Here is a 20,615-nt window from a genome sequence, read left to right on the forward strand (position 1 = left end):
TGCTTTGTAATAGGCTCGTTTGTTCGGGGCGCGCCGAATTCCGCCGTGTTCGGTCGAGTAGCCTGTGACTACTTCCGTCGGGTCGACGACGCCCGTGATTCAGCTCGTATCCCGCTCGGCGAACGTCACACACCAGTTGTCGGGATCGTCGACCGCCCGACCGCCGACCCGCCACGCCGTCTCGTCGTCGACGTCGCCGTTCGGCCGGACGACGAGCATCGAATCGAAGGTCGTGAGCCGCGAGAGCGGCAGCGAGTCGTCCCGGAGAAAGCCGAACGCTGCGAGGGTTCGGTGGGGGATCGCCCCGTCGCTGACCGCGAACAGGGCCGTCGTCGGGTGCGTCCGGATGACGGCATCCAGCCCCCGCCACAGGGCCGCTTGCCACCGCGGGCCGCCCGACAGCGGCGCGACGTCGATCACCTGTGTCAGGCGGAGGCCGTCGTCGGTCGTCCGGCTCCGGGCCACGACGGCGGCGATCGGCTCCTCGTCCGGCGGGTCACCGACGAGATAGGTCCGCCGCTCCCAGATCGGGCTCGCCAGTCGCCAGCGGAGGAACTGCTCGGTCCGGCCGGCGTGGATCGTCGACGGTCGGCGGCGGTCGTGGAGCCCCGCCACCAGTTCGACGGGCGCGCCGTCGACCTCACGCACCCCGAGGTCGTCGGGTGGCGTCGACAGCGCCCGCCGGGCGCCATAGTAGCCACGAAGCAGGGGGCGTGCGATATCGGCTGCGCGCTGCCCGAGCCCGTTGTTCTGTCCTCGAACCCGTGTCGGCGTCTCGATGCGGTAGTAAGTGACTTCGGGGGCGACCGCCCGCCACCCCAGATCGAGGTAGCCCGGTCTGGCGTGCTGGTTCGGAAAGTTGAAGAACAGCGCCGGCTCGCCGTCGCGGTAGGCTGCCAGCGCGCGCGTGGTCATCCGCCGGAAGATCCCCTCGCGGCGGTGGTTGGGGTCGACCATCGTATCGGCGGGCTGGAAGGCCAACACCGACCGGTCGTCGACCCGGAGCGGCATGGCGAGAAACGGCCGCGCGCCGACGATCTCGCCGTCGTAGTCGGCGACGAACACCGGGGTGTGGTCGGTGTAGGGGTTGTCGGCGTACTTCCAGCGGAACCACTCTCGGCTCCGTGTGCGATCCCAGACGCGGCTGTCGAGCCGGAGGAAGCCTGCGAGGTCCGCCGGCTCGTAGGGCCGGATCCGGTAACCGTTCTCGACCGTGGCTCCGCGAGCAGAATCGGTCGGCGACACCTACCGGGCTACCGCAGACGGGCGGTTTGTTATGACGCGGGTAGCCCGACGGTAAGCCGACGGATCTCTCCCGAGGCCGTCGACCTGTCGCCGATGCCGGGGGCACCCCTCGGCTTACTCCGGTCGGAGACTGCGAGAGACGACTCCGGTGACAGGCGAGCGACGACAGTCGCCGTCGGCCGACGGTCCGGCGTGTCGACCGGAGTTTTGACCCTCCGGTGAGAACCGGCTGGCATGACTCCCGCGGTTCGAGACCTGACCGAGACGTTGGTGTCGACGCCGAGCCACGACGACGAGACCGCCGTCGGCGACCGGATCGAACGCTGGCTCCGGGCCGAGACCGATGCGACCGTTCGCCGCGACGAAGCGGGCAACGTGATCGCCGAGCGACCGGCTGCGGGCACCGTCGACGACTCGCTGGCGCTGGTCGGCCACCACGACGTCGTACCGCCGGCCGACCAACAGACCGACGCCGACGGCGGGTACGTCGTCGAGGAACGCGACGGTCGCCTCCACGGCCGAGGGACCGCCGACATGAAGGGCGCGCTGGCGGCGGCGATGGTCGCCTTCCGCGATGCCGAGCCGGCGGTCGACCTCGTCTTTGCCAGTTTTGTCGGCGAGGAACAGGGCGGGGTCGGCGCACAGGCCGCCATCGACGACGGCTTCGCGCCGACGTGGGCCGTCGTCACCGAGGGGTCGACCGGCTACTCCGCGCCGGGGGCCACCGATGTCGCCGTCGCCCACAAGGGTCGGCGCGGGAGCACCATCCACGCCACGGGCACGGCGGGCCACGCCAGCCGCCCCGCCGACGCCGAGAACGCGATCTACCGGGCGAGTGACGCGGTCGACGTCGTCCGGTCGCTGGAGGCTCCCGACGCGACCGTGCTGGGAGCCGAGCTCTCGGGGAGCGTCGCCGTCACCGAGATCGAGGGGGGATCGGCGTGGAACGTGATCCCCGACAGCTGTTCGGTGACCGTCGACGAGCGCACCGTCCCCGGCGAGCGGGCCGATCTCGACCGCGTCGAGGCGATCGCGGGCGTCGAATGGACGGTCGACCAGGATCTGCCGCCGATGGCCTGTGGTGACCCCGCCTTCGCCGACCGGGTGCTCGAAGCGGCGGCCGACGCCCAGTCCGGCGAGCCCCAGCAGGTCGCCAAACCCCACGCGACCGACGCCGGCTGGCTCGCCGCGGCCGGCACCGACTGTGTGATCGTCGGTGCGGCCGAACCGGGGGAGGCCCACACTGCCACAGAAAGCGTCTCATTGGCGGTGGTCGACCGGTGTTACGAGATCTACCGGGCAGTCGCCGAGTCGGCTCCCGAAACGTAGCTGGACCGCCGACGGCAGTGCGTTGATACGTCCCGGCGCGAATGTGTGGATATGGCAACCGACGCGAGCGCAGTCGAAGCGCCCGAGGCCTACGAGGAACTGGTGTCCGAGATCGAACGAGTCAACGCCGTCGACAGCGCCAGCGAGATCCTCTCGTGGGACCAGCAGGTAATGATGCCCGAAGGCGGTACCCCCGCGCGGTCGAAACAGCTGTCGACCCTCTCGTCGCTCTCCCACGAACTGCTGGTCGACGGACCGGTCGGCGATCTGCTCGACGACCTCGACGAGGCGTCGCTCACCGACGAGCAGCAAGCAGTCGTCCGCGAGGTGCGCAGGCAGTACATCCGCGCCGAGCGCGTTCCCCGCGAGTTGGTCGAAGAGATCTCCGAAGCCACATCGGAGGCCCTCGGTGCGTGGGAGTCGGCCCGCGAGAACGACGACTTCGAGGAGTTCGCCCCGCATCTCGAACGGCTGGTCGACCTCAAACGCCAGTACGCCGAGCATATCGATCCGGACGCCGACCCCTACGCCGTGCTGTTCGCTGACTACGAGCCGTGGCTCCCGCTGTCGCAGGCCGAGTCGATTCTCGACGAACTCCGCGAGACGCTGGTCCCGCTGATCGAGGAGATCCGCGCCTCGGATGCCGACCTCGCGGTCGACGCCTTCGAGGGCACCTACGACACCGACACGCAGGAAGAACTCTCCCGCGAGGTCCTCGAACTCTTGAACTACGACTTCAGCAGGGGTCGACTCGACGTCTCGACCCACCCCTTTACCTCGGGCAATCAGTTCGACTGCCGGGTGACCACGCGGTTCGACGAGAACGATCCGATCGGTGCGCTCACTTCAACCATCCACGAGTTCGGCCACGCCTACTACACGCTCGGCCTCCCTGACGAGGCGTTCGGCAGCCCGCTGGGCGACCACCGCAACCTCTCGGTCCACGAGTCCCAGTCGCGGCTCTGGGAGAACCACGTCGGGCGCTCGGAGGCCTTCTGGGAGCTCCTCCTGCCGAAATTCACCGAGGCGTTTCCAGAGGCCGAGGGGCTGTCGACCCGAGACGCCTACGATGCGGCCAACCAAGTGTACGACGAGAACTTCATCCGCGTCGAGGCCGACGAACTCACCTACCACCTGCATATCATCGTCCGCTTCGAGATCGAACGCGAACTCATCGGCGGCGAGCTTGCGGTCGACGAGGTCCCTCAGCGATGGAACGAACTCTACGAGGAATACCTCGGCATCACCCCGCCGTCGGACGCGATGGGTTGTCTGCAGGACATCCACTGGAGCCACGGCAGCTTCGGCTACTTCCCGACCTACTCGCTGGGCAGCGTGATGGCCGCCCAGCTGTACGACGCGGCCAGCGACGAGATCGACGATCTGGAATCGAAGATCGAAACCGGCGAGTTCGAGCCACTGGGCGAGTGGCTCCGCGAGCACATCCATCAACACGGGCAGCGCTACAAAACGAACGAACTGGTCGTTGAGGCGACCGGCGAGGAGTTCACTGCCGCGGCGTTCGTCGACTACGTCACCGACAAATACGGCGAGTTATACGACCTCTAACGCGGGTAGGCTGAGGCTACTCCCGGTTCGGCAGAAGGATTTACCGGGTCGACGCCAATGTGAGTCCATGACTCTCCGCGACCTCCGGGCGTCGATTCCGGCGCTCGACGAGACGACGTTTTTCAACACGGGCGCGAGCGGGCCGAGCCCGCAGCCGGTGCTCGATGCCGCGACCGACTGTCTCACCCATCACAAAGCCGTCGCCCCTGCGGCCGAGGGGATGTACACCGCCGCCCGGGAGGCACGGGCCGACAGCCGCGAGACGATCGCGACGCATCTCGGTGCGGATTCCTCCGAGATCGCCCTCACCGAGTCGACCAGCGACGCGATCAGCGCGCTGGCGGCGGCGGTCGACTGGCAGTCCGATGACGTGATCGTCCGCACCGACCTCGAACACCCCGCTGGCGTCCTACCGTGGCAACGGGCGGCCCGGAAACACGGCGTCGAGGTGCGGGTCCTCGAAACCACCGCCGGCCGGATCGACCGTGAGGCGTACGCCGAGGCGGTTGCGGACGCCCGGCTCGTCTGTTTTAGTTCGATATCTTGGAACTACGGCACGCGGCTCCCGGTCGCGGAGTTGGTCGACGTCGCCCACGACGCCGGGTGTGAGGTGTTGGTCGACGCGGTCCAGTCGGCCGGCCAAACCCCGATGGATCTCGACGCGTGGGGTGCCGACTACGTCGCCGGATCGGGTCACAAATGGCTGCTCGGCCCGTGGGGATCGGGCTACCTCTACGTTCGGGAGGGGTCTGGCGAGGATCTCCATCCGGCACAGGTCTGTTACGGGAGCGTCAAGGATCCGGATGCCGAAGAATACACGCTCAAACCGTCTGCCCAGAAGTTCGAACGCGGGACAGCCTCGCCCGCGCCACACGTCGGGATGGCCGCGGCAATCGATCTCTTGGAATCGGTCGGAATGGATGCGGTCGAAGCCCGGATCGAACGGCTCACCGACCGCTTAAAAGCGGGCGTTCCGGACGAACAGCTTTTGAGTCCCGCCCGGTTCGAATCCGGGCTCGTGACGATCGACGTCGACAACCCCGAGGCGGTCGTTGAGGCGCTCGCCGCCGAGGAAATCCGGATTCGGTCGCTCCCCGAACCCGACACGATCCGAGCGTCGGTCCACGCCTTCAATACCGAGTCGGAGGTCGACGCTCTGCTGGCGGCGCTTGTGGACTGTGGCGCGGTCGACCGGTCGGAATGCCGAGATTAATGCCGGTGGAACCGAGAGGGGGTGGTATGACTGACGCGAGCCGTTTCGTCGACGTGATCGCCGCCGGCACCGAGTGGGACGACAGCGGAGACGCCTAAGGTTGGCATGTTCACACGGCTCGCGATCTTCTTCGGCGTCAGTGCGGTCGTTCTCGCCGCACACAAATTCGGCCACTACGCCGTGGGCCGGTGGGTCGTCGGGATTCCCGCCGCGGAGATCCGGCCGATCGTTGCGAACCTGCCGCCGCACATCGGCCTCAGGGACGGCGACCAGTGGGTTTCCCCTGCGACCTTCGAGGCGTACTTGGCGGCCTACCACGACCACGACCCCGAGCTAGGTCGGCTGCCAGCGTATCTCGCGGCGGGCGAACTCACCCAGACGCTCGCGGTCGTCGGACTCGCTGGCCTCGGCGTCGCCAGCGGAGCCGTCATCGTGGCCCAGTCGGCGATCCTGTTTTCGGCGATGTTGGTCGCCTACCACCTGTTTGCGGATCTCGGGAGCAATCTCCATCTGGGTACCCCCACCGGCGACTTCTCGGGGCTGTGGTACTACTCCCCAGCTGCCGCCGCCCTCGCGTTCCTGCTGGTGGTGGTCCCGCACGCGATCCTCTATGCCGTCTTCATCTGATCAGCTGGCCGTACTGACGATCTTGATCACGTCGCCGTCGTCGAGTTCGTAGTCGTCGCTAATCCGGCGCTTCGTCTTGCCGTTGACCGCGTGGAGATACCCCTCGGCGATGTCGGTGTGAACCGCCGCCGCGAGATCGGTCGGCGTCGACCCCTCGGGCAGCAGAAAGGCGTCCGGCAGCACGTTGCCCTGTCCGTCGGTCCATTTCGTCTCGTTTTGGACCGGGTAGGCGGTGAGGTGGTCCAACAGGTCGTAGACGGCGGCGTTCAGTGCGGACTGGACGCCCGTCCCGCCGTATTCGGCCATCACCTCGCGGATCCGTTCGAGACCGGCCTGCTGACTGTCGCTGAGGTCACCGGTGATCTCGAACTCGGCGTCGCCCGGTTTGTAGTCGACCACGCCGGCTTCGACCCCACGCCGGAGCGCGAGTTCGCCGTCAGCCGTCGCGGGAATGACGATCTCGGCAGCGTCTTCGAGCCGCTGGAACGTCTCTTCGTCGGCAATGTCGGCCTTGTTAGCGACGAGAATGATCGGCTTGGTTCGGGCCCGGACCTCGCTGGCCAGCGCCTCCCGGTCGGCGTCGGTCCACTGGATCGGGTCCTCGGGGTAGTCGAGCGCGCGGAGACAGGCCGCCACATCGGCCGTGGTTGCGCCGAAGCCGGTCATGAGGTCCGTCAGGGCGTCGTTGATGTCGAACTCCGGCGAGCGGGACTTGCGTTCGACGGACTCCCAGTTGCGGTCGATGATCCCGGTCAGCCACTGGTTCATCTCTTCCTCGATGAACTCCACGTCCTCGACGGGATCGTGGCTGCCTACCTCGACGGGTTCGCCCTCGGCGTTGGTGCTGCCGGAGGCATCGAGGACGTTGAGAATGGCGTCGGCGTTGGTGAGTTCGTCGAGGAACTGGTTGCCGAGGCCCCGTCCCTCGTGGGCACCGGGGACGAGCCCGGCGACATCGAGCAGTTCGATGGGGACGTAGCGCGTGCCATCACGGCAGCGGTCGTTGCCGCACCGCTCGTCGAGTTCGAGACAGGGACACTCCGTGCGGACGGTGGCGACTCCGCGGTTGGGGTCGACGGTCGTAAACGGGTAGTTGGCGACGTCGACGTCGGCCAGCGTGGCGGCCGTGTAGAAGGTCGACTTGCCCGCGTTGGGTTTCCCCGCGAGCGCAAGCGAGAGCATACCACGGCGTTCGGCGGTGGGGTGGAACTGCCTTTCGGTCCCTAGGCCGTCCGGAGGATGTCGCCGATCCGGGCTGGCTCGCCCGACAGCTCGGGGTTCTCTTCGATGATTTTCAGGACCTCGTGGTCGGTCACGTTCTGGTAGGATTTTTGGGTCGCTTCCTCGATCAACTGCTTTTCGAGGCGGAACTCGGTGCCCTCGTAGACGACGTCGACGCCGGTTTCGTCGAAGGAAAGTGCGGTCATAGCTGGGTTTCGACCCAGAGGCTCAAAAGGTCGACGAGGTCGTGGCGTGTGCCACCCGTCTTACGGACCGTTTATTAGTTCCCGCGTACTGATTCGGTCTGTGTCATCTCCCGGGGACCCGCTCGACGAGTTGTCGATTCCCGACGAAACCACTGTCGAGGAACACGACATCGTCACCGACAGCGACGTGTTGGTCGGGTCCAACAGCCGCATCGAGTTCGGGGTCCGCAGCCGCACTATCGCCGCCGGCGAACGCGTCGACTTCGGCCGCCACCTCGAAGTCGACAACGACTGCCGGCTCGATATGCTCTGTGCGGTCGACGGCAGCGTGCTGGTCGGTGCGGACGCCTACATCGGGGCCCGAGTCCACATCGGCGGCCAACTGCTCGTCTCCGGGGACTTGGACATCGGCGACGACGTCGAGATCGACGAGGGGTTCGAGACCAACGGCTGGATCCACACCCGGAACCCGGTGCCCGCGCTCGTGTTTTACTTCATTGTGCTCTCGCAGTTCCTTCGGTTCGGCGACGAAAAGGGGGCCGAGGAGTTCGCCAGTGCGCTGACCGACGCCGACGCCGAACACCGGCCGCCGCTGGTGATCCCCCGCGGCGCGGAGCTTTCCGACGACGCGTGGCGCGTGTCGACGCCGGCGACGATTGGCGACGACTGTCGGCTCCACGGCAACATCCGCGCGGAATCGATCGTCGTCGGAGCCGACACCACGATATTCGGGAGCTTGCGGGCCCGTGAGGACATCGAGGTCGGCTCCGGGACGGTCGTCATCGGTGACGTCACCACCAGAAACGGGACGGTCACCTTACAGGCGGGCTGTGAAGTCCGGGGCGATGTCGCCTGTCAGGAGCTCGTCGTCCACGAGGGCGCGGACGTCGACGGCGCGCTCCGGGCGAAAGGGGATATGAAACTCGTCAGGCGGGCCGACACGGCCTCGGAGCCAGCCTACGACGAAGAGCCGGCCGCCTCCCCGAGCGACGAGACGTCGACCGAACAATCCGCGGGCGACGAGACGTCGACCGAGTCGGCCGAACAGTCCGCAACGGACTCAACCTAGCTCGCCGGGCAGTGCTACTCGATGGCTCGCTGGCAGGCCTGCTCGAAGACCTGCTGGTGGAGCCGGTCGGTGACGGTCTCGGCCAGCGTTTTGAGGTTGACTGCGTCCTCACGGTTGTAGGAAATCAGCGTGTCGAGTGCACCGTCGACGCCGGCCTCGTGTTCCTTCCAGAGCCGGACCGCGTCCTGTCCGGAGATATCGGGCCGATCGCGTTCGAGCCCGATCTCCTGTTCGATCGTCTTGAGCCCGCCCGACAGATCGAGCGTTTTGCAGGGGTACATGAGATCGAGATGCGGACAGTCGACGTCGATCCCGAAGGAGGTTTCCAAGAACGGCTGATCGAAGCGAATGCCATTGAAACTCACAAGCAGGCTGGCGTCGTCGACGGCCCGCTGGACCGTGTCGGCGGTCAGGTCGTCGCCGCGGACGAGCGTCGTCGTCTCACCGGCCTGATGGTAGCTGACGGTCGTGACCTTGTTGTACTCCTGATTCAGGCCCGTGGTCTCGATATCGAAGAAGCAGGCCTCGTCCCGAAAGTTCTCGTAGAGCCGCCACCGCTCGCTGCTCGGGAACACCTCGTCGAAGTAGGCCGCATCCCCGGCATCGAGCCGTCGGCGGGCGGTCTCGATGAACGACTCGATGTTGTCGGCCGTCTTCGGGCCGACCTGCGAGGCCTCAAAGCAGTCCCAGTCGGTCGACCCCTGAGCCCACAGCTCCCGTTCGGTCGTCTCCCCGACCCCGCTGACGGGGATGAAACTGTTCTCGATTCGCATACCGAAGCGAGGGGAGCGAACCACCCTAAAGCTCACGTCTCGCGGGAGTCGCTGCCTCTAAGCGCCTGTCGCTCGTCATCCGAGATATGTGCGGCCGTTATACGCTCTACACCGATCCCAAGCGCCTCCGCGAGCGCTTCGACGCCGAGCCTGACCGCCCGCTGGAGAGGCGCTACAACTGCGCGCCCGGCCAGGAACTCCCGGTCATCACGGGCGAGGACCCCGACCGGATGCAGTTTTTCAAATGGGGGCTGACGCCCGCGTGGGCCGACGAAGAGCAGGGACTGATCAACGCCCGTGCCGAAACCGTCGACCGGAAGCGCAGTTTCGCCGACGCCTACGAGTCCCGGCGGTGTCTGGTCCCCGTCGACGGCTTCTACGAGTGGGCCGACCGTGGCGACGGCAAGCGACCCTATCGCGTGGCCTTCGAGGACGACCGCCCGTTTGCGGTCGCCGGCCTCTGGGAGCGGTGGGAAGAACCGACCCGACAGACCGGGCTCGCGGAGTTCGGTAGCGGCGGCGCGAACGAGGACTCGTCGACGCTTGAGACGTTCACCATCATCACGACCGAGCCGAACGATCTGATTTCTGAGCTCCATCACCGCATGGCCGTCATGCTACCGCCCGACTGCGAGGCCGACTGGCTCCACGGCGACCCCGAGGCGGTGGTCGACCTGCTGGAACCCTACCCGGACGACGAACTCACCCGGTATCCGGTCTCCGAGCGCGTCAACAGCCCCACCAACGACGACCCGTCGCTGGTCGACCCCATCTCGACGTAGCTGGATCGTCCCCACCGTAGCGTACCTGGACTGTAGTACGGTCGTGTCGACAGCCGCCTGTGCGGTGTCCGGCAACTACTCTACAATAACTGCCAATAGCGTGCCCGTGGATGTGGATAGGTAGCTATTGACACAGTGTAACCACTGGTGAACACGCATGATGCACGCTCACAGATCCGCAGTTGTCCCCTCTCACGTTCCCTCCTGTCGGGTGAACCGGTCGACCGATCGACGGGCGGTGAGCCCCGATGGTTGATCCGTTGCTTATCGGCGGCATGCTCATCGCGGCGTTTGCCGGTGGGGTGATCGGAGCCGCGATCGGCGCGCTCCCGGCGTTCATCTTCACCGGAATCATGGTCATCGCCGGCGAGGCCGCCAGAGTCGCTGGCATCGTTTCGCTCCCCGAGGGTGCGGGACTCGGGACGATGGGGATCACCGGACAGGTCGCCTTCGGAGCGTTTTTCGGCCCCCATATCGCCTTCGCCGGCGGCGCGGCCGCGAGTGCTTACGCCGCCAAACAGGGGTACATGGAGTCGGGGTTCGGCGGCGGATGGGGGTACCACGACGCCAAGAACATCCTGATCGCCTTCGGCGCGCGGACCGATGTCTTGGTCGTCGGTGGCCTGTTCGGCGTGCTCGGCTACGTCGTGTTCTACCTGTCGAGTACCGTCGCCGCGCCGTGGGATCCGATCGCCATGGGGGTCGTCCTCTCGGCGCTCGCCCACCGGCTCGTCTTTGGCTACGATGCCATCGGTACCGCCCGTGGCGACGGCCTCCTCGACCTCTCGCCGTTCGACCGCGACGAAATGTACGCGACTGATGGGACGGGCGGCGAGCCAGCCGAGCGACTGGCCGTCGAGCCGTGGCTGCCGTGGTTCCGGAGTTGGGGCGGCGTCGGGCTCGTCGGAGTCGCCTTCGGGATCCTCGGCGGCTTTACCTTCTGGGCGACCGGCAGCCCCTACCTCGCTTTCGGGATCAGTGCTGCCAGCCTCCTGTTTTTGAACCTCGGTATCGAGGAGGACTTCGGCGCGTTCCAGCTCAAGATCCCGGTCACCCATCACATCACGCTCCCGGCGTCGACCGCGCCGATGGCCTCCATCGGGATCGGGCTCGCGGAGGCCGACCCCGCCGTCGTCCAGGCGGAGTTACTGCTGCTCGAAGCGGTCGTCTTGGGAGCGATTTTCGGCTTGCTGGGCGCGCTGTTGGGCGAACTCGCCGAGCGGATCTTCTACGCCCATGGCGACACCCACTGGGATCCGCCCGCCACGAGCATTGTCGCTACGACGTTCCTGATCGCCCTGTTGGCTATCGTCGGTGTGTTCCCGACTGCGGGGTGGGTGCCGGTTCCGATCTGAGTTAGAGCGACTCGACTGCCTCGGCGACCTCGTCGTAGTCGGGGAAGTCGGGCCACTCCGCGGCGACCCACGCATACTGGACGGTGAGGTCGCCGTCGACGAGGAACACCGCGGGTCGGGCTTCGCTGATCCCCGCCATCCCGTCGAGGTCATTGACGATATCGTAGGCCTCGGCGACGCCGTTCTGGGGGTCACTGAACAGGGGATAGTCCATCTCGCGGTCGTCGATCAGCGTCATATGCTCGTACGGCGTCGAGATCGAGCAGCCGACGACCTGTACGTCGTGGTGCTCCTCGAAGGCCCGTTCGGTGAGTTCGTTCCACGCGTAGGTCGCCGGGAACGAGCCGTCCATCGAATGGAAGACGAGCAACACCGGACTCTCGGCGGCGAGTTCCGAGAGGCTCGCGTCCTCCCAGTGTTCGCTCGTCACCAGCGGGCGGGTGAAATCGGGGGCCTGCTCGCCCTCGGTCGGGTGGTCGCTCTCGGGGAGGTCGACGACCTCGAAGCCGAGATCCATCAGTTCTCACTCCCGTAGGTCGTCTCGAGATACTCGACGATGTTGGCGCTCTCGGACATGGTGACGCCCGTCGTTTCGTCGACGATCGCCGGGACGGTTCGGGAACCACTAACGCGTTTGACGGCGTTGCGATCCGAGTGCATCGGTTCGACGAACCGCGAGTGGTAGTCGAGATCGTACTCGTCGAGTTTGCGGACGACGCGCTCACAGAACGGACAGGCTTGGAGCCGATACAGCGTGATCGGCGCAGTCTCGTCAGTTGCTTCGCTCATGGGGATTGTTCGGTCGATAGGTAAGTAAGGACTTCGCTGCCCTACGGCGTTAGTTGACGTCGACGATCTCGATCTCGAATTCGAGGGTCTCGCCCGCGAGATCGGGGTTGAAATCCACCCGAACGGTCTCGTCGTCGACGTGGACGATCTCGCCGTGCTGGCCGTTCTGGGCTTCGAGGAACGCTCCCTCTTCGGGTCGCTGGCCGAGCATCTCGCTCAGTTCATCGGTGTCGAACTCCTGGACGTGCTCTTCGGTCCACTCGCCGTAGGCCTTTTCAGGTGGGATTTCGATGGTTTCGGTCTCGCCCGTGTCCATCCCGAGCAGGCCCTCTTCCATCCCTTCGATGACCTGACCCGATCCGACCTCGACGGTCAGCGGCGCGTACTCGCGGTCCGGTTGGGTCTCGACGAGGCCCGCCTCTTGGGCGACCGATTCGCGGGAAGAATCGAAGACCGTGCCGTCGTCCAGTCGACCTGTGTACTCGAAGGTAACGTCGTCACCTGTTGTGATCGCCATACTCGTCTGCCGGGCGACAGGCGGAAAAGCCATTGGATACGGCCACGGGTCGGCGCGGGCTGAGCCACGACCGAGACGGGTGGTCACGATCCAACGGATTCCGCGTTCTATGAATTTCACAAAATCATAACTTAGTCCCGCACTGTCCAACTGTTTATAACGATTAAAAGCCATAGTTCTGTAAGATCCACACTGTATGACATCGATCATACCAAATCAAAAACCAGTCATCCGTGTATCGGAGTCCGGATTCCGTCGGAGCGTTCCGGAACGTGGTGCCGACCAAGGCGTGACTGTCACAGCAGTCGGGTCGACGGGCCTCCCGGCGGTCGAGCCACTGGTGACGGTGACGCAGGCGGGCGAGACGGCGTTGTACACCCAGTGTTCGCCCGCCGATGTCGAGGCGATCATCGACGCACTCGAAGCTGCCGGTGGGGATGTGGATGATGCTGCCGACCGGGCGAAAAAAACGCCGGAGGCTGTCGTCGACCACGAGCCGACCGCCACTCGACTCCCCACCGCAGGGGTTCCGGGACTCGATACGAGGGCTCGAAGCGTTCTCGGTGGGTGTGGATGGCGTCGACCAACGAACCCCGCGGACTACGAAGCCGCCGCCGGGTTCGAACCGCCCGATCCGGAGGCGGTCCTCGAACTCGGCGCGTCCCTCCGCGGCCGCGGCTGGGGTGATCTGTGTCACGACGCGCCGCTCGCCGAGACGTGGGAGACCGTCCGCGGGGCCGCTGGCAGCCCGGTCGTCGTCGTCAACGGCCACGGCACCACCGCCGACACCCTCCTGTTGGAGAGCGCCCCCTTCGAGGTGCTCGACGGGGCCGTTGCTCTCGCCCGCACAGTTGAGGCCGACAGCGTCATCGTCTATGCGTCTGCGGCGGACGACCGCGCCGTCGACACGGTGCGTGAAGCCGCCGCGAACTATCCGGAGCTCCCGGTCGGCGTCGACGTAGTCACCGGCCCCCCGGAGTACCGCGCCGCCGAACCGACGATGGCGCTCGAAGCGATCGAGGGCAACCACCGACTGGAGGCTCGGCTCCGCCCGCCAGGGCCCGAGGAAGTCGGCCTTCACGGCCAGCCAACGCTCATCCACACACCCCGAACCCTCGCGCACCTCGCCGTTGGACTCCGTGAGGGGGAGCTTCCGGGGACCCGGCTGCTGACTGTCACGGGTGATGTCGACGCCACAGCGACAGTCGAACTGCCCGCGGACGACACCCTCGCGGATGGGCTCGACGCTGTCGACCTGAACGGCCGCTTCAAGGCCGCCCGCGTCGGCGGGCGGTTCGGCGGGCTGACGAGCGATCTCGATGTGGCCGTCGATCCAGAGTCGTTGGCGGCCGCCGATCTCGGCACCGAGGGGTCGGTTCACGTCCTCGCCGAGGACCGGTGTCTCGTCGAGTTCGTCGGCAAAACGGCCACCTTCGCGGCCGAAGAGAACTGTGGACGGTGCGTGCCTTGTCGGGAGGGAACCACACAGCTCGCGGGGCTCCTCCGAGACATCTACGACGGGAGCTATGCGCCCGAGAAGATCGACGAGTTGGTTCGCGTGATGTCGACATCGAGCATCTGCGAGTTCGGCGTCCAAGCCGGTCGACCGGTCCGAACCGCACTCAGCGAGTTCGAAGCGGAGTTCGAGGCCCACGCCGACGGCCACTGTCCGGCCGGCAGCTGTCTCGATCCACTGGAGGCCTAACCCATGAGTTCAGACCAACAACAGGCGGAGATTCCGCCACTGACCGAAGGCATCGCCCCCGGAACAGCAACCGATCCACCAGTCGGGAGCGAGGCGGCTGCGACAGTGACCGTCGACGGAACCGAAGTCGCTCTCGACGCCGGGTCGACGCTGCTCGACGCACTCGACCGGATCGAGACCGACGACTACGTCCCTGCGCTCTGCCACTACGGCCGACAAGAGATCGGTCCCCGAAGCGAGTGTCGCACCTGTATGGTCGACACCGAGGAGTACGGCATCGTCCCGGCCTGTAGCTTCCCGGCCCGAGACGGGATGACGGTCCGAACCGCCGCCCGCGAGGCCGCGGAGGCACGCGACGTGAACCTCGATCTCGTCCTCTCGGACCACAACCTCCGGTGTACGACCTGCGGGAAAAACGGGCGCTGTGAACTGCAGGACGCCTCGATCGAAAACGAGGTCGAAGAACCCCGATACGGCGTCCTCGACGACCGCGACGAGTACGAACCGCTCGACGACTCCTCACCCTTCATCCAGATCGACCGCAACAAGTGTATCCTCTGTAACCGGTGTGTCGAGTCCTGCAACGACGTGCAGGTCGAGGGCGTCCTCCGGATCGAAGGCACCGGGAAGGACACCCGGATCGGCTTCCAGAACGGGGCCGAAACGATGGACGAGTCGACCTGTGTCTCCTGTGGTCACTGTGTGACCGTCTGTCCGACCGGCGCGCTCGTCGAGAAGGGCATCGAGGACGCCACGACGATCCCGCTTCCCGGATTCACCCAGAAGAACAGCATCGGCAAAACCTACGAGCACAGCACACAGGCCAAAGCTCCGATGACACCGAAAAAGCAAGACGAACAGACAGAAACAGTCGACAGCGAGAGCCGAACCACGGACAGCGAGACAGTCGACGTGGACGTGTGGGACGACGCCTCCGGTGGGGGTGAGTGGCCATGACCGACCGCGAGTCGACCGACGACCAGCTGGACGGCGTCGCGGGCTACATGCAGCGGGCCAAACAGCAGGCCCTCAAAAACGTCGAACAGGTCTCGGAGGGCGTGGCCGCCGACACGCTCTCGGAGGGCAAACTGTTCGAGATCGCCCAGTCGATCGGCGACAAGCGCCTCGAAGAGTTGACCGTCCAGGACACGACCTGCGGCTACTGTGCGGTCGGCTGCCGGTTCGACCTCTACTCCGACGGCGAGGAGATCCTCGCGGCCCGACCGACCGCCGAAGAGGACGCCCCGGTCAACGGGATTTCGACCTGCGTCAAGGGGAAGTTCGGCTACGACTTCGTCAACTCCGACGACCGACTGACCAGCCCGCTGGTCCGCGACGAGAACGGCGAGTTCCGCGAAGCGACGTGGAACGAAGCGTACTCACGCGTCGTTGAGGGGCTCGAAGCCGTCCGCGAGGACCACGGTGCCGACGCCCTCTCGCTAATCGCCTCCTCGAAGGCAACGAACGAAGAGAACTACCTGATGGGCAAGTTCGCCCGGCAAGTGCTGGGCACCAACAGCGTCGACAACTGCAACCGGCTCTGTCACTCCTCTACGGTTGCCGGCCTCGCCCAATCGTACGGCTACGGCGCAGCGTCGATCAGCACCGGGGATCTCGAAATAGCGGACTGCATCCTCCTGACGGGGTCGAACACGACCGAAGCCCACCCGGTGCTGGCCACACGTATCAAACAGAACGTCCGCGAGGGGGCCGATCTGCTGGTCTTCGACCCACGAGAGGTCCAGATCGCCGAGTATGCGACCCAGTACAGTCAGATCAATCCGGGATACGACGCGGTCTGGATCAACGGGCTCATCCGCCACATCATCAACAACGACCTCTACGACGAGGAGTTCGTCAGCCAGCGGGTCACTGGCTACGAGCCCGAAACGGCCCCCGACCACGACGCGGCCGACGACCGCGAGGAGCGCGTCGACAAGCGGGAGACCGGATTTGAGGCCGTCAGGGAGTCGGTCCAGGAGTTCACGCCCGAAGTCGTCGAGGAAGTCACGGGCGTCCCCCATGAGGAGATCGTCTCGGCGGCCGAGACGATTGTGGCGGCCGATGCCTGCGTCTTCGGCTGGACGCTCGGGCTGACCGAACACTCCCACGGCACCGAAAACGTGCTGGCGATGGCGAACCTCGCGGCGATCACCGGCAATCTCGGCAAGCCCGGCGCGGGCGTCTCGCCGTTCCGCGGCCAGAACAACGTCCAGGGTGGCGGCGGCGACATGGGGCCGCTGCCCGACAACTTCCCGGGATACCAGGACATCGCCGATGACGAACTCCGAGCGAAATTCGAAGACGCCTGGGACTGCGAGATCTCCCCTGAGTACGGCTACTACACGACCCAGATGTTCCTCGCAGCCGACCGGGGCGACATCCGCGGGATGTACATCATCGGCGAGAACGCGGCGCTGTCGGAACCCGGCGTTAATCACGCCGAGCGGGTGCTGGCAGATCTGGATTTCCTCGTCGTCCAGGACCTCTTCGTCAACGAGACGGCCCAGTATGCCGATGTCGTCCTGCCGGCGTGCAGTTTCGTCGAGAAGACGGGGACGTTCACCAACACCGACCGCACCGTCCAGATGGTCAAGCAGGTCATGGAGCCGAAAGGCGATTCGCGGCCCGATTGGGAGATCCTCCAGGACCTCGCCAACAGAATGGACTGGAACTGGGACTACGAGTCGACGGCCGAAGTCATGGAGGAAGTGAACTCGGTGACGCCGATCTACGGCGGGATGACCCACGAGCGGATCGAGGCCGAAGGCGGCCTCCAGTGGCCCTGCTGGGACGACGACCACCCCGGCACCAAACGCCTCTACGAGGACGAGTTCAACACGGACAACGGGAAGGCGAACCTCCAGGCGGTCGGCTACAGCGAACCCGCCGAGACACCCACCGAGGAGTACCCGCTGTCGCTGACGACGGGCCGGGTGCTCTACCAGTACCACACGGGGACGATGACCCACCGCGAGGCGGGGATCATGCAGTACACGCCCAGTGACTTCGTCGAGATCCATCCCGAGACGGCCGCCGAGTTCGACATCGAGGACGGCGACCGAGTCAGCGTGGAATCGCGCCGCGGCGAGATCGTCGTCCCAGCGCAGGTGACGGATCGGATCGGCACCGAGACGGTCTTCATCCCGATCCACTTCGCCGAGAGCGCGGTCAACCGGCTGACCGACGAGGAGCATCTCGACCCCATCGCGGCGACCCCGGAGTACAAGATGACGGCCGTGCGCATCAGCCCGGTCGACGGCCCGGCCGAATCGATCGATGCTGCCGACCTCGAAGCCGCGGGGGATGACTGACCATGGCCGAACCAACAGAGTCCGTCCCCGAGACAGCCACCAACCGCGCACGGAAGAACGGCGCTGACGGCGAGGGCGATGGACAGGCCGCAGTCGACGACGCACTGTCGGCGAACGCCGAGCGGCTCGCAGCCCTCATACACAGCAGCGACGAGGTCGAAGACGCGCTCGAAACCGCGATCCTCGTGATCGCCAGCGCCGACGAAGAGGAACTCGACGAGATAACCGACTCGGCAGCGAACCTCGTCACCGCCGCCGACGGGCTCTCGACCGACGGCGCGGCCATGCTGGCGACCGAGCTCGGCGAGAACGCCGACGAACTCTCGGCGTCACTCGATACGGTTGTCACCCTCCAGCAGGACGGCCATCTTGACGACCTCGTCACCCTCGCTACGGCGTTCACCGACTCGTTGTCGGCCGACGAGATCGACCGACTGTCGACCGTGCTCGCCGAGCGCGGGCCGGAACTCGTCGCGGCTCTCGAAGCCGTCACTGAACTCCAGAAAAACGGTGAACTCGACGCGCTGCTCGAGACCGCAGTGACGCTCTCGGCGCTCGATGTCGACAGGGAGGCCGTACGAGGGCTGAACGACGTGCTCGGGGCGGTCGGCGAGGCCCGACGCGAGGCGGAGCCAGTCAGTCTTCAGGCGAGGCTCCGACAGCTCACGGGTCGGGACGTGCGAGCCAGCCTCGGCTATCTCCTTGCAGTGCTACACGCACTGGGTCGTCGGCTCAGGGGCCGCCAAACGATCCCGTGACCGACCACCACCCGACGCCATCGGTCTGTCCGCTCTGTGCGGTCGGCTGCCGACTCGTTCCTGGCGAGGAGGGCCGCGCTCGCGGTGCGGCTGGTCCCGCGAATCCCAACGGCCGGCTCTGCCGGAAGGGGGTCGACGCCTACCAGCTCGGCGGCGACGATCGGCTCACCGAGCCGCAGGTCCGACGGGACAGCGACCTGACGGTCGTCGCTTGGGAGACTGCCTACGAGCGTATCGTCGAGGGAATCCAGGACGTCATCGAGACACACGGCCCGAACGCGCTCGCCTTCCTCGGGGCTCCACACTGTTCGAACGAGGAGAGCTACCTCCTCCAGAAACTCGCCCGGACGCTGGGGACGAACAACGTCGACAACCGCGCCCGACTCTGCCATTCCTCGTCGGCACGAGCCCTCTCCGAGCAGGTCGGCTGGCCGGCGACGACCGGGAGCTTGGACGCCCTCAACGACGCCGACGTGCTCGTCGTTGCGGGAGCGAACCCGGCCGAACGCCAGCCGATCGCATTCAATAGTTTCGTCCGCCCAGCGGTCACCCACGGCACGACGCTCGTCCACGTCGCCCCGGTCGGCAACCGGACGACGCGGCTGGCCGACCACCACGTGGCCCCGCGGCCGGGGACCGACGCCCTCGTGTTCGACCTCCTGAGTGCGGCCCTGATCGAAGACGGGAACGTCGACCACGAGTTTATACGCGAACGGACACGCGGCTACGACGCCTTCGCGGCGTCGCTCGCCGGGATGGATCGAGATCGTGTGATGGCGAGGGCTGGCGTCGACCCCGAGACGATCCGACAGTTGGTCGGCCGTCTCACCGGGGCCGACCGTGTCGCCGCGCTCGTCGGGACCGGGATCGAAGGCGACGTCGACGACCCGAACGCGGCCGAGGCGCTGATCGATCTCCTGTTACTAACCGGGAACGTTGGCCACCGAGGCACCGGTCTGTACGTGCTCCGTGGGCTCGTCAACGAACAGGGAGCGACCGACGCTGGCTGCGTGCCCGATCGCCTCCCGGGCCACCAGCCGGTGACCGACGGAACGGCGCGAACGCGGGTCGCCGAAGTGTGGGGTATCGAACCGCCCGCCGCTCCGGGCATGAACGCCAGCGAACTGCTGGCGGCGTTCGGCGAGGAGATCCGTGGTGCGGTCATCGTCGGTGAGAACCCCGCGATCTCGAAACGTGATTCGGCGTGGATTCGCCGCCGACTCGCCGCCCTCGATCTCCTCGTTGTCCTGGACATCTCCCCGAGTGAGACAACTCGACACGCGGACGTCGTACTTCCTGTCGCCGCGGGTGTCGAGACGGAGGGGACGTTCACGAACCTCGAACGCCGGATCCAGCTATCACGACCGACCCGCGAACCGCCGGAGACGGTTCGCGCCGATTTCGATGTGCTGCGGGAGGTGGGTTGTCGATTGTTCACAGACCGAGACTGGTTCGACTACACCGATGTCGGTGAGGTGTTCGACGAACTGACGCGGGTCGCACCCACCCACGAGGGGATCACGTACGATGACATCGGACCGGAGGGACGGCAGTGGCCGGGCGAGACTGATAGCACGCTCTACACCGAGTCGTTCGACACGCCGGACGGACGGGCGGCGTTCGGCAGGGCTCAGTACGACACCGAGACGGGAGACAGCACTGTCGACCCAGAGACCGAGGGCCAACTGCGGTTGGTGACCGGCGGCCGAGCGAGCGAGTGGCCTGCCGACCGGACCGCGTCCGACCACCCGTTGCGGATGCACCCCGCCGATGCGAGCGATCGACGTGTCGCGTCGACCGACGAGGTTGTCGTCTCGAACGGGTCGGTCGCCATCGAAACGACGGTCGAAATAACTGACCGTATCCGGCAGGGCACGGTCTCCCTCCCGGCCGGGGTCGCCGATCCGTTGCTCCGATGTGAGGCGTCGACTGTGCGTATCCGGCCACCATCGGAGTACCAGGAAACGGATCCCTGAAAGAGCGGCCGAATCACCTCACAAGAATAGACGCACCGAATTGGATCCCTCGGAAACGGGACTAACGACTACTGAACACGAACCGGGTACAGAGACCGTCGACGGGCTGACGCGCTCGATATCGGGCGTACGACGACCGCGGTTCGCGTGTACGAACTGGAGCTATT

Annotated in this window: 19 protein-coding genes; 12 read left to right on the forward strand and 7 right to left on the reverse strand. The window is 66.2% G+C overall.

Annotated elements, in window-relative coordinates; translation table 11 throughout:
• Positions 1–99: 99 nt before the first annotated feature.
• Entirely contained in the window at positions 100–1,245 is a 1,146-nt protein-coding gene (locus NKJ34_RS02340; RefSeq protein WP_253736646.1) for a GNAT family N-acetyltransferase, read from the reverse strand.
• A 234-nt stretch (positions 1,246–1,479) separates the two neighbouring features.
• Between NKJ34_RS02340 and NKJ34_RS02345 the strand changes: the two genes are divergently transcribed.
• The 4 genes from NKJ34_RS02345 to NKJ34_RS02360 all read left to right on the forward strand — a co-directional run bounded on the left by NKJ34_RS02345 (position 1,480) and on the right by NKJ34_RS02360 (position 5,983).
• Complete coding sequence (locus NKJ34_RS02345; RefSeq protein WP_253736647.1) at positions 1,480–2,574, forward strand: M20 family metallopeptidase; 1,095 nt, start codon at positions 1,480–1,482, stop codon at positions 2,572–2,574.
• Positions 2,575–2,625: 51 nt separating this feature from the next.
• Complete coding sequence (locus NKJ34_RS02350) at positions 2,626–4,143, forward strand: carboxypeptidase M32 (RefSeq protein WP_253736648.1); 1,518 nt, start codon at positions 2,626–2,628, stop codon at positions 4,141–4,143.
• Positions 4,144–4,210: 67 nt separating this feature from the next.
• Positions 4,211–5,356: an aminotransferase class V-fold PLP-dependent enzyme gene (locus NKJ34_RS02355; RefSeq protein ID WP_253736649.1), complete on the forward strand. Its 1,146-nt coding sequence runs from the start codon at positions 4,211–4,213 to the stop codon at positions 5,354–5,356.
• Between the two features lie 105 nt (positions 5,357–5,461).
• Positions 5,462–5,983: a hypothetical protein gene (locus NKJ34_RS02360; RefSeq protein ID WP_253736650.1), complete on the forward strand. Its 522-nt coding sequence runs from the start codon at positions 5,462–5,464 to the stop codon at positions 5,981–5,983.
• Here the strand turns inward: NKJ34_RS02360 and NKJ34_RS02365 are convergent, their stop codons facing one another.
• Both NKJ34_RS02365 and NKJ34_RS02370 read right to left on the reverse strand, forming a co-directional pair.
• Entirely contained in the window at positions 5,984–7,165 is a 1,182-nt protein-coding gene (locus tag NKJ34_RS02365; RefSeq protein ID WP_253736651.1) for a redox-regulated ATPase YchF, read from the reverse strand. It lies immediately after the preceding gene.
• 41 nt (positions 7,166–7,206) lie between these two features.
• Positions 7,207–7,410, reverse strand: coding sequence for a DUF5800 family protein (locus NKJ34_RS02370; protein WP_253736652.1), 204 nt, complete (start codon positions 7,408–7,410; stop codon positions 7,207–7,209).
• A 100-nt stretch (positions 7,411–7,510) separates the two neighbouring features.
• On the opposite strand from NKJ34_RS02370, the gene NKJ34_RS02375 reads away from it, so the two are divergent.
• Complete coding sequence (locus NKJ34_RS02375; protein WP_321169440.1) at positions 7,511–8,479, forward strand: polymer-forming cytoskeletal protein; 969 nt, start codon at positions 7,511–7,513, stop codon at positions 8,477–8,479.
• Positions 8,480–8,493: 14 nt separating this feature from the next.
• On the opposite strand, the gene NKJ34_RS02380 is transcribed toward NKJ34_RS02375, so the two are convergent.
• Complete coding sequence (locus tag NKJ34_RS02380; protein WP_253736653.1) at positions 8,494–9,252, reverse strand: ribonuclease H-like domain-containing protein; 759 nt, start codon at positions 9,250–9,252, stop codon at positions 8,494–8,496.
• A gap of 86 nt (positions 9,253–9,338) precedes the next feature.
• Here NKJ34_RS02380 and NKJ34_RS02385 point away from each other — a divergent pair, with 86 nt between their 5' ends.
• A complete protein-coding gene (locus NKJ34_RS02385; RefSeq protein WP_253736654.1) occupies positions 9,339–10,034 on the forward strand; it encodes an SOS response-associated peptidase in 696 nt (231 codons plus the stop codon).
• A 248-nt stretch (positions 10,035–10,282) separates the two neighbouring features.
• Positions 10,283–11,389 carry a DUF7973 family transport facilitator gene (locus NKJ34_RS02390; RefSeq protein ID WP_253736655.1) on the forward strand — a complete coding sequence of 369 codons (1,107 nt, stop codon included), beginning with the start codon at positions 10,283–10,285 and terminating at the stop codon, positions 11,387–11,389.
• A gap of 1 nt (position 11,390) precedes the next feature.
• On the opposite strand, the gene NKJ34_RS02395 is transcribed toward NKJ34_RS02390, so the two are convergent.
• From NKJ34_RS02395 to NKJ34_RS02405, 3 genes are read right to left on the reverse strand one after another with little or no spacing between them, the layout of a single operon-like run.
• On the reverse strand, positions 11,391–11,906 hold the full coding sequence (locus NKJ34_RS02395; RefSeq protein WP_253736656.1) for a peroxiredoxin family protein: 516 nt from the start codon (positions 11,904–11,906) through the stop codon (positions 11,391–11,393).
• A complete protein-coding gene (locus NKJ34_RS02400; RefSeq protein ID WP_253736657.1) occupies positions 11,906–12,178 on the reverse strand; it encodes a glutathione S-transferase N-terminal domain-containing protein in 273 nt (90 codons plus the stop codon). Before NKJ34_RS02400 ends, NKJ34_RS02395 begins: the two co-directional genes overlap by 1 nt.
• 49 nt (positions 12,179–12,227) lie before the next feature.
• Positions 12,228–12,695, reverse strand: a complete 468-nt coding sequence (locus tag NKJ34_RS02405; protein ID WP_253736658.1) for an FKBP-type peptidyl-prolyl cis-trans isomerase — start codon at positions 12,693–12,695, stop codon at positions 12,228–12,230.
• 289 nt (positions 12,696–12,984) lie between these two features.
• Between NKJ34_RS02405 and NKJ34_RS02410 the strand changes: the two genes are divergently transcribed.
• Genes NKJ34_RS02410 through NKJ34_RS15865 form a run of 5 tightly spaced genes read left to right on the forward strand, consistent with a single transcriptional unit; the run spans position 12,985 to position 20,448 of the window.
• Positions 12,985–14,400: an NADH-ubiquinone oxidoreductase-F iron-sulfur binding region domain-containing protein gene (locus tag NKJ34_RS02410; RefSeq protein WP_253736659.1), complete on the forward strand. Its 1,416-nt coding sequence runs from the start codon at positions 12,985–12,987 to the stop codon at positions 14,398–14,400.
• Between the two features lie 3 nt (positions 14,401–14,403).
• Complete coding sequence (locus NKJ34_RS02415; RefSeq protein ID WP_253736660.1) at positions 14,404–15,357, forward strand: 2Fe-2S iron-sulfur cluster-binding protein; 954 nt, start codon at positions 14,404–14,406, stop codon at positions 15,355–15,357.
• Positions 15,354–17,714: a molybdopterin oxidoreductase family protein gene (locus NKJ34_RS02420; RefSeq protein WP_253736661.1), complete on the forward strand. Its 2,361-nt coding sequence runs from the start codon at positions 15,354–15,356 to the stop codon at positions 17,712–17,714. The genes NKJ34_RS02415 and NKJ34_RS02420 overlap by 4 nt, the downstream gene beginning before the upstream one ends.
• A gap of 2 nt (positions 17,715–17,716) precedes the next feature.
• Positions 17,717–18,472, forward strand: coding sequence for a helical membrane plugin domain-containing protein (locus NKJ34_RS02425; protein WP_253736662.1), 756 nt, complete (start codon positions 17,717–17,719; stop codon positions 18,470–18,472).
• Positions 18,469–20,448 (forward strand): molybdopterin oxidoreductase family protein, encoded by a 1,980-nt coding sequence (locus tag NKJ34_RS15865; protein ID WP_253736663.1) that lies wholly within the window; start codon positions 18,469–18,471, stop codon positions 20,446–20,448. Before NKJ34_RS02425 ends, NKJ34_RS15865 begins: the two co-directional genes overlap by 4 nt.
• Positions 20,449–20,615: the final 167 nt, after the last annotated feature.

Source organism: Halohasta salina (assembly GCF_024178165.1).
Lineage (GTDB): Archaea > Halobacteriota > Halobacteria > Halobacteriales > Haloferacaceae > Halohasta > Halohasta salina.

Coding starts and splice junctions, on each gene's coding strand:
- NKJ34_RS02405 (WP_253736658.1), bottom strand. CDS start 12,695: ATGGCGATCACAACAGGTGACGACGTTACCTTCGAGTACACAGGTCGA.
- NKJ34_RS02350 (WP_253736648.1), top strand. CDS start 2,626: ATGGCAACCGACGCGAGCGCAGTCGAAGCGCCCGAGGCCTACGAGGAA.
- NKJ34_RS02395 (WP_253736656.1), bottom strand. CDS start 11,906: ATGGATCTCGGCTTCGAGGTCGTCGACCTCCCCGAGAGCGACCACCCG.
- NKJ34_RS02370 (WP_253736652.1), bottom strand. CDS start 7,410: ATGACCGCACTTTCCTTCGACGAAACCGGCGTCGACGTCGTCTACGAG.
- NKJ34_RS02420 (WP_253736661.1), top strand. CDS start 15,354: ATGACCGACCGCGAGTCGACCGACGACCAGCTGGACGGCGTCGCGGGC.
- NKJ34_RS02425 (WP_253736662.1), top strand. CDS start 17,717: ATGGCCGAACCAACAGAGTCCGTCCCCGAGACAGCCACCAACCGCGCA.
- NKJ34_RS02400 (WP_253736657.1), bottom strand. CDS start 12,178: ATGAGCGAAGCAACTGACGAGACTGCGCCGATCACGCTGTATCGGCTC.
- NKJ34_RS02365 (WP_253736651.1), bottom strand. CDS start 7,165: ATGCTCTCGCTTGCGCTCGCGGGGAAACCCAACGCGGGCAAGTCGACC.
- NKJ34_RS02380 (WP_253736653.1), bottom strand. CDS start 9,252: ATGCGAATCGAGAACAGTTTCATCCCCGTCAGCGGGGTCGGGGAGACG.
- NKJ34_RS02345 (WP_253736647.1), top strand. CDS start 1,480: ATGACTCCCGCGGTTCGAGACCTGACCGAGACGTTGGTGTCGACGCCG.
- NKJ34_RS02355 (WP_253736649.1), top strand. CDS start 4,211: ATGACTCTCCGCGACCTCCGGGCGTCGATTCCGGCGCTCGACGAGACG.
- NKJ34_RS02360 (WP_253736650.1), top strand. CDS start 5,462: ATGTTCACACGGCTCGCGATCTTCTTCGGCGTCAGTGCGGTCGTTCTC.
- NKJ34_RS02390 (WP_253736655.1), top strand. CDS start 10,283: ATGGTTGATCCGTTGCTTATCGGCGGCATGCTCATCGCGGCGTTTGCC.
- NKJ34_RS02415 (WP_253736660.1), top strand. CDS start 14,404: ATGAGTTCAGACCAACAACAGGCGGAGATTCCGCCACTGACCGAAGGC.
- NKJ34_RS02385 (WP_253736654.1), top strand. CDS start 9,339: ATGTGCGGCCGTTATACGCTCTACACCGATCCCAAGCGCCTCCGCGAG.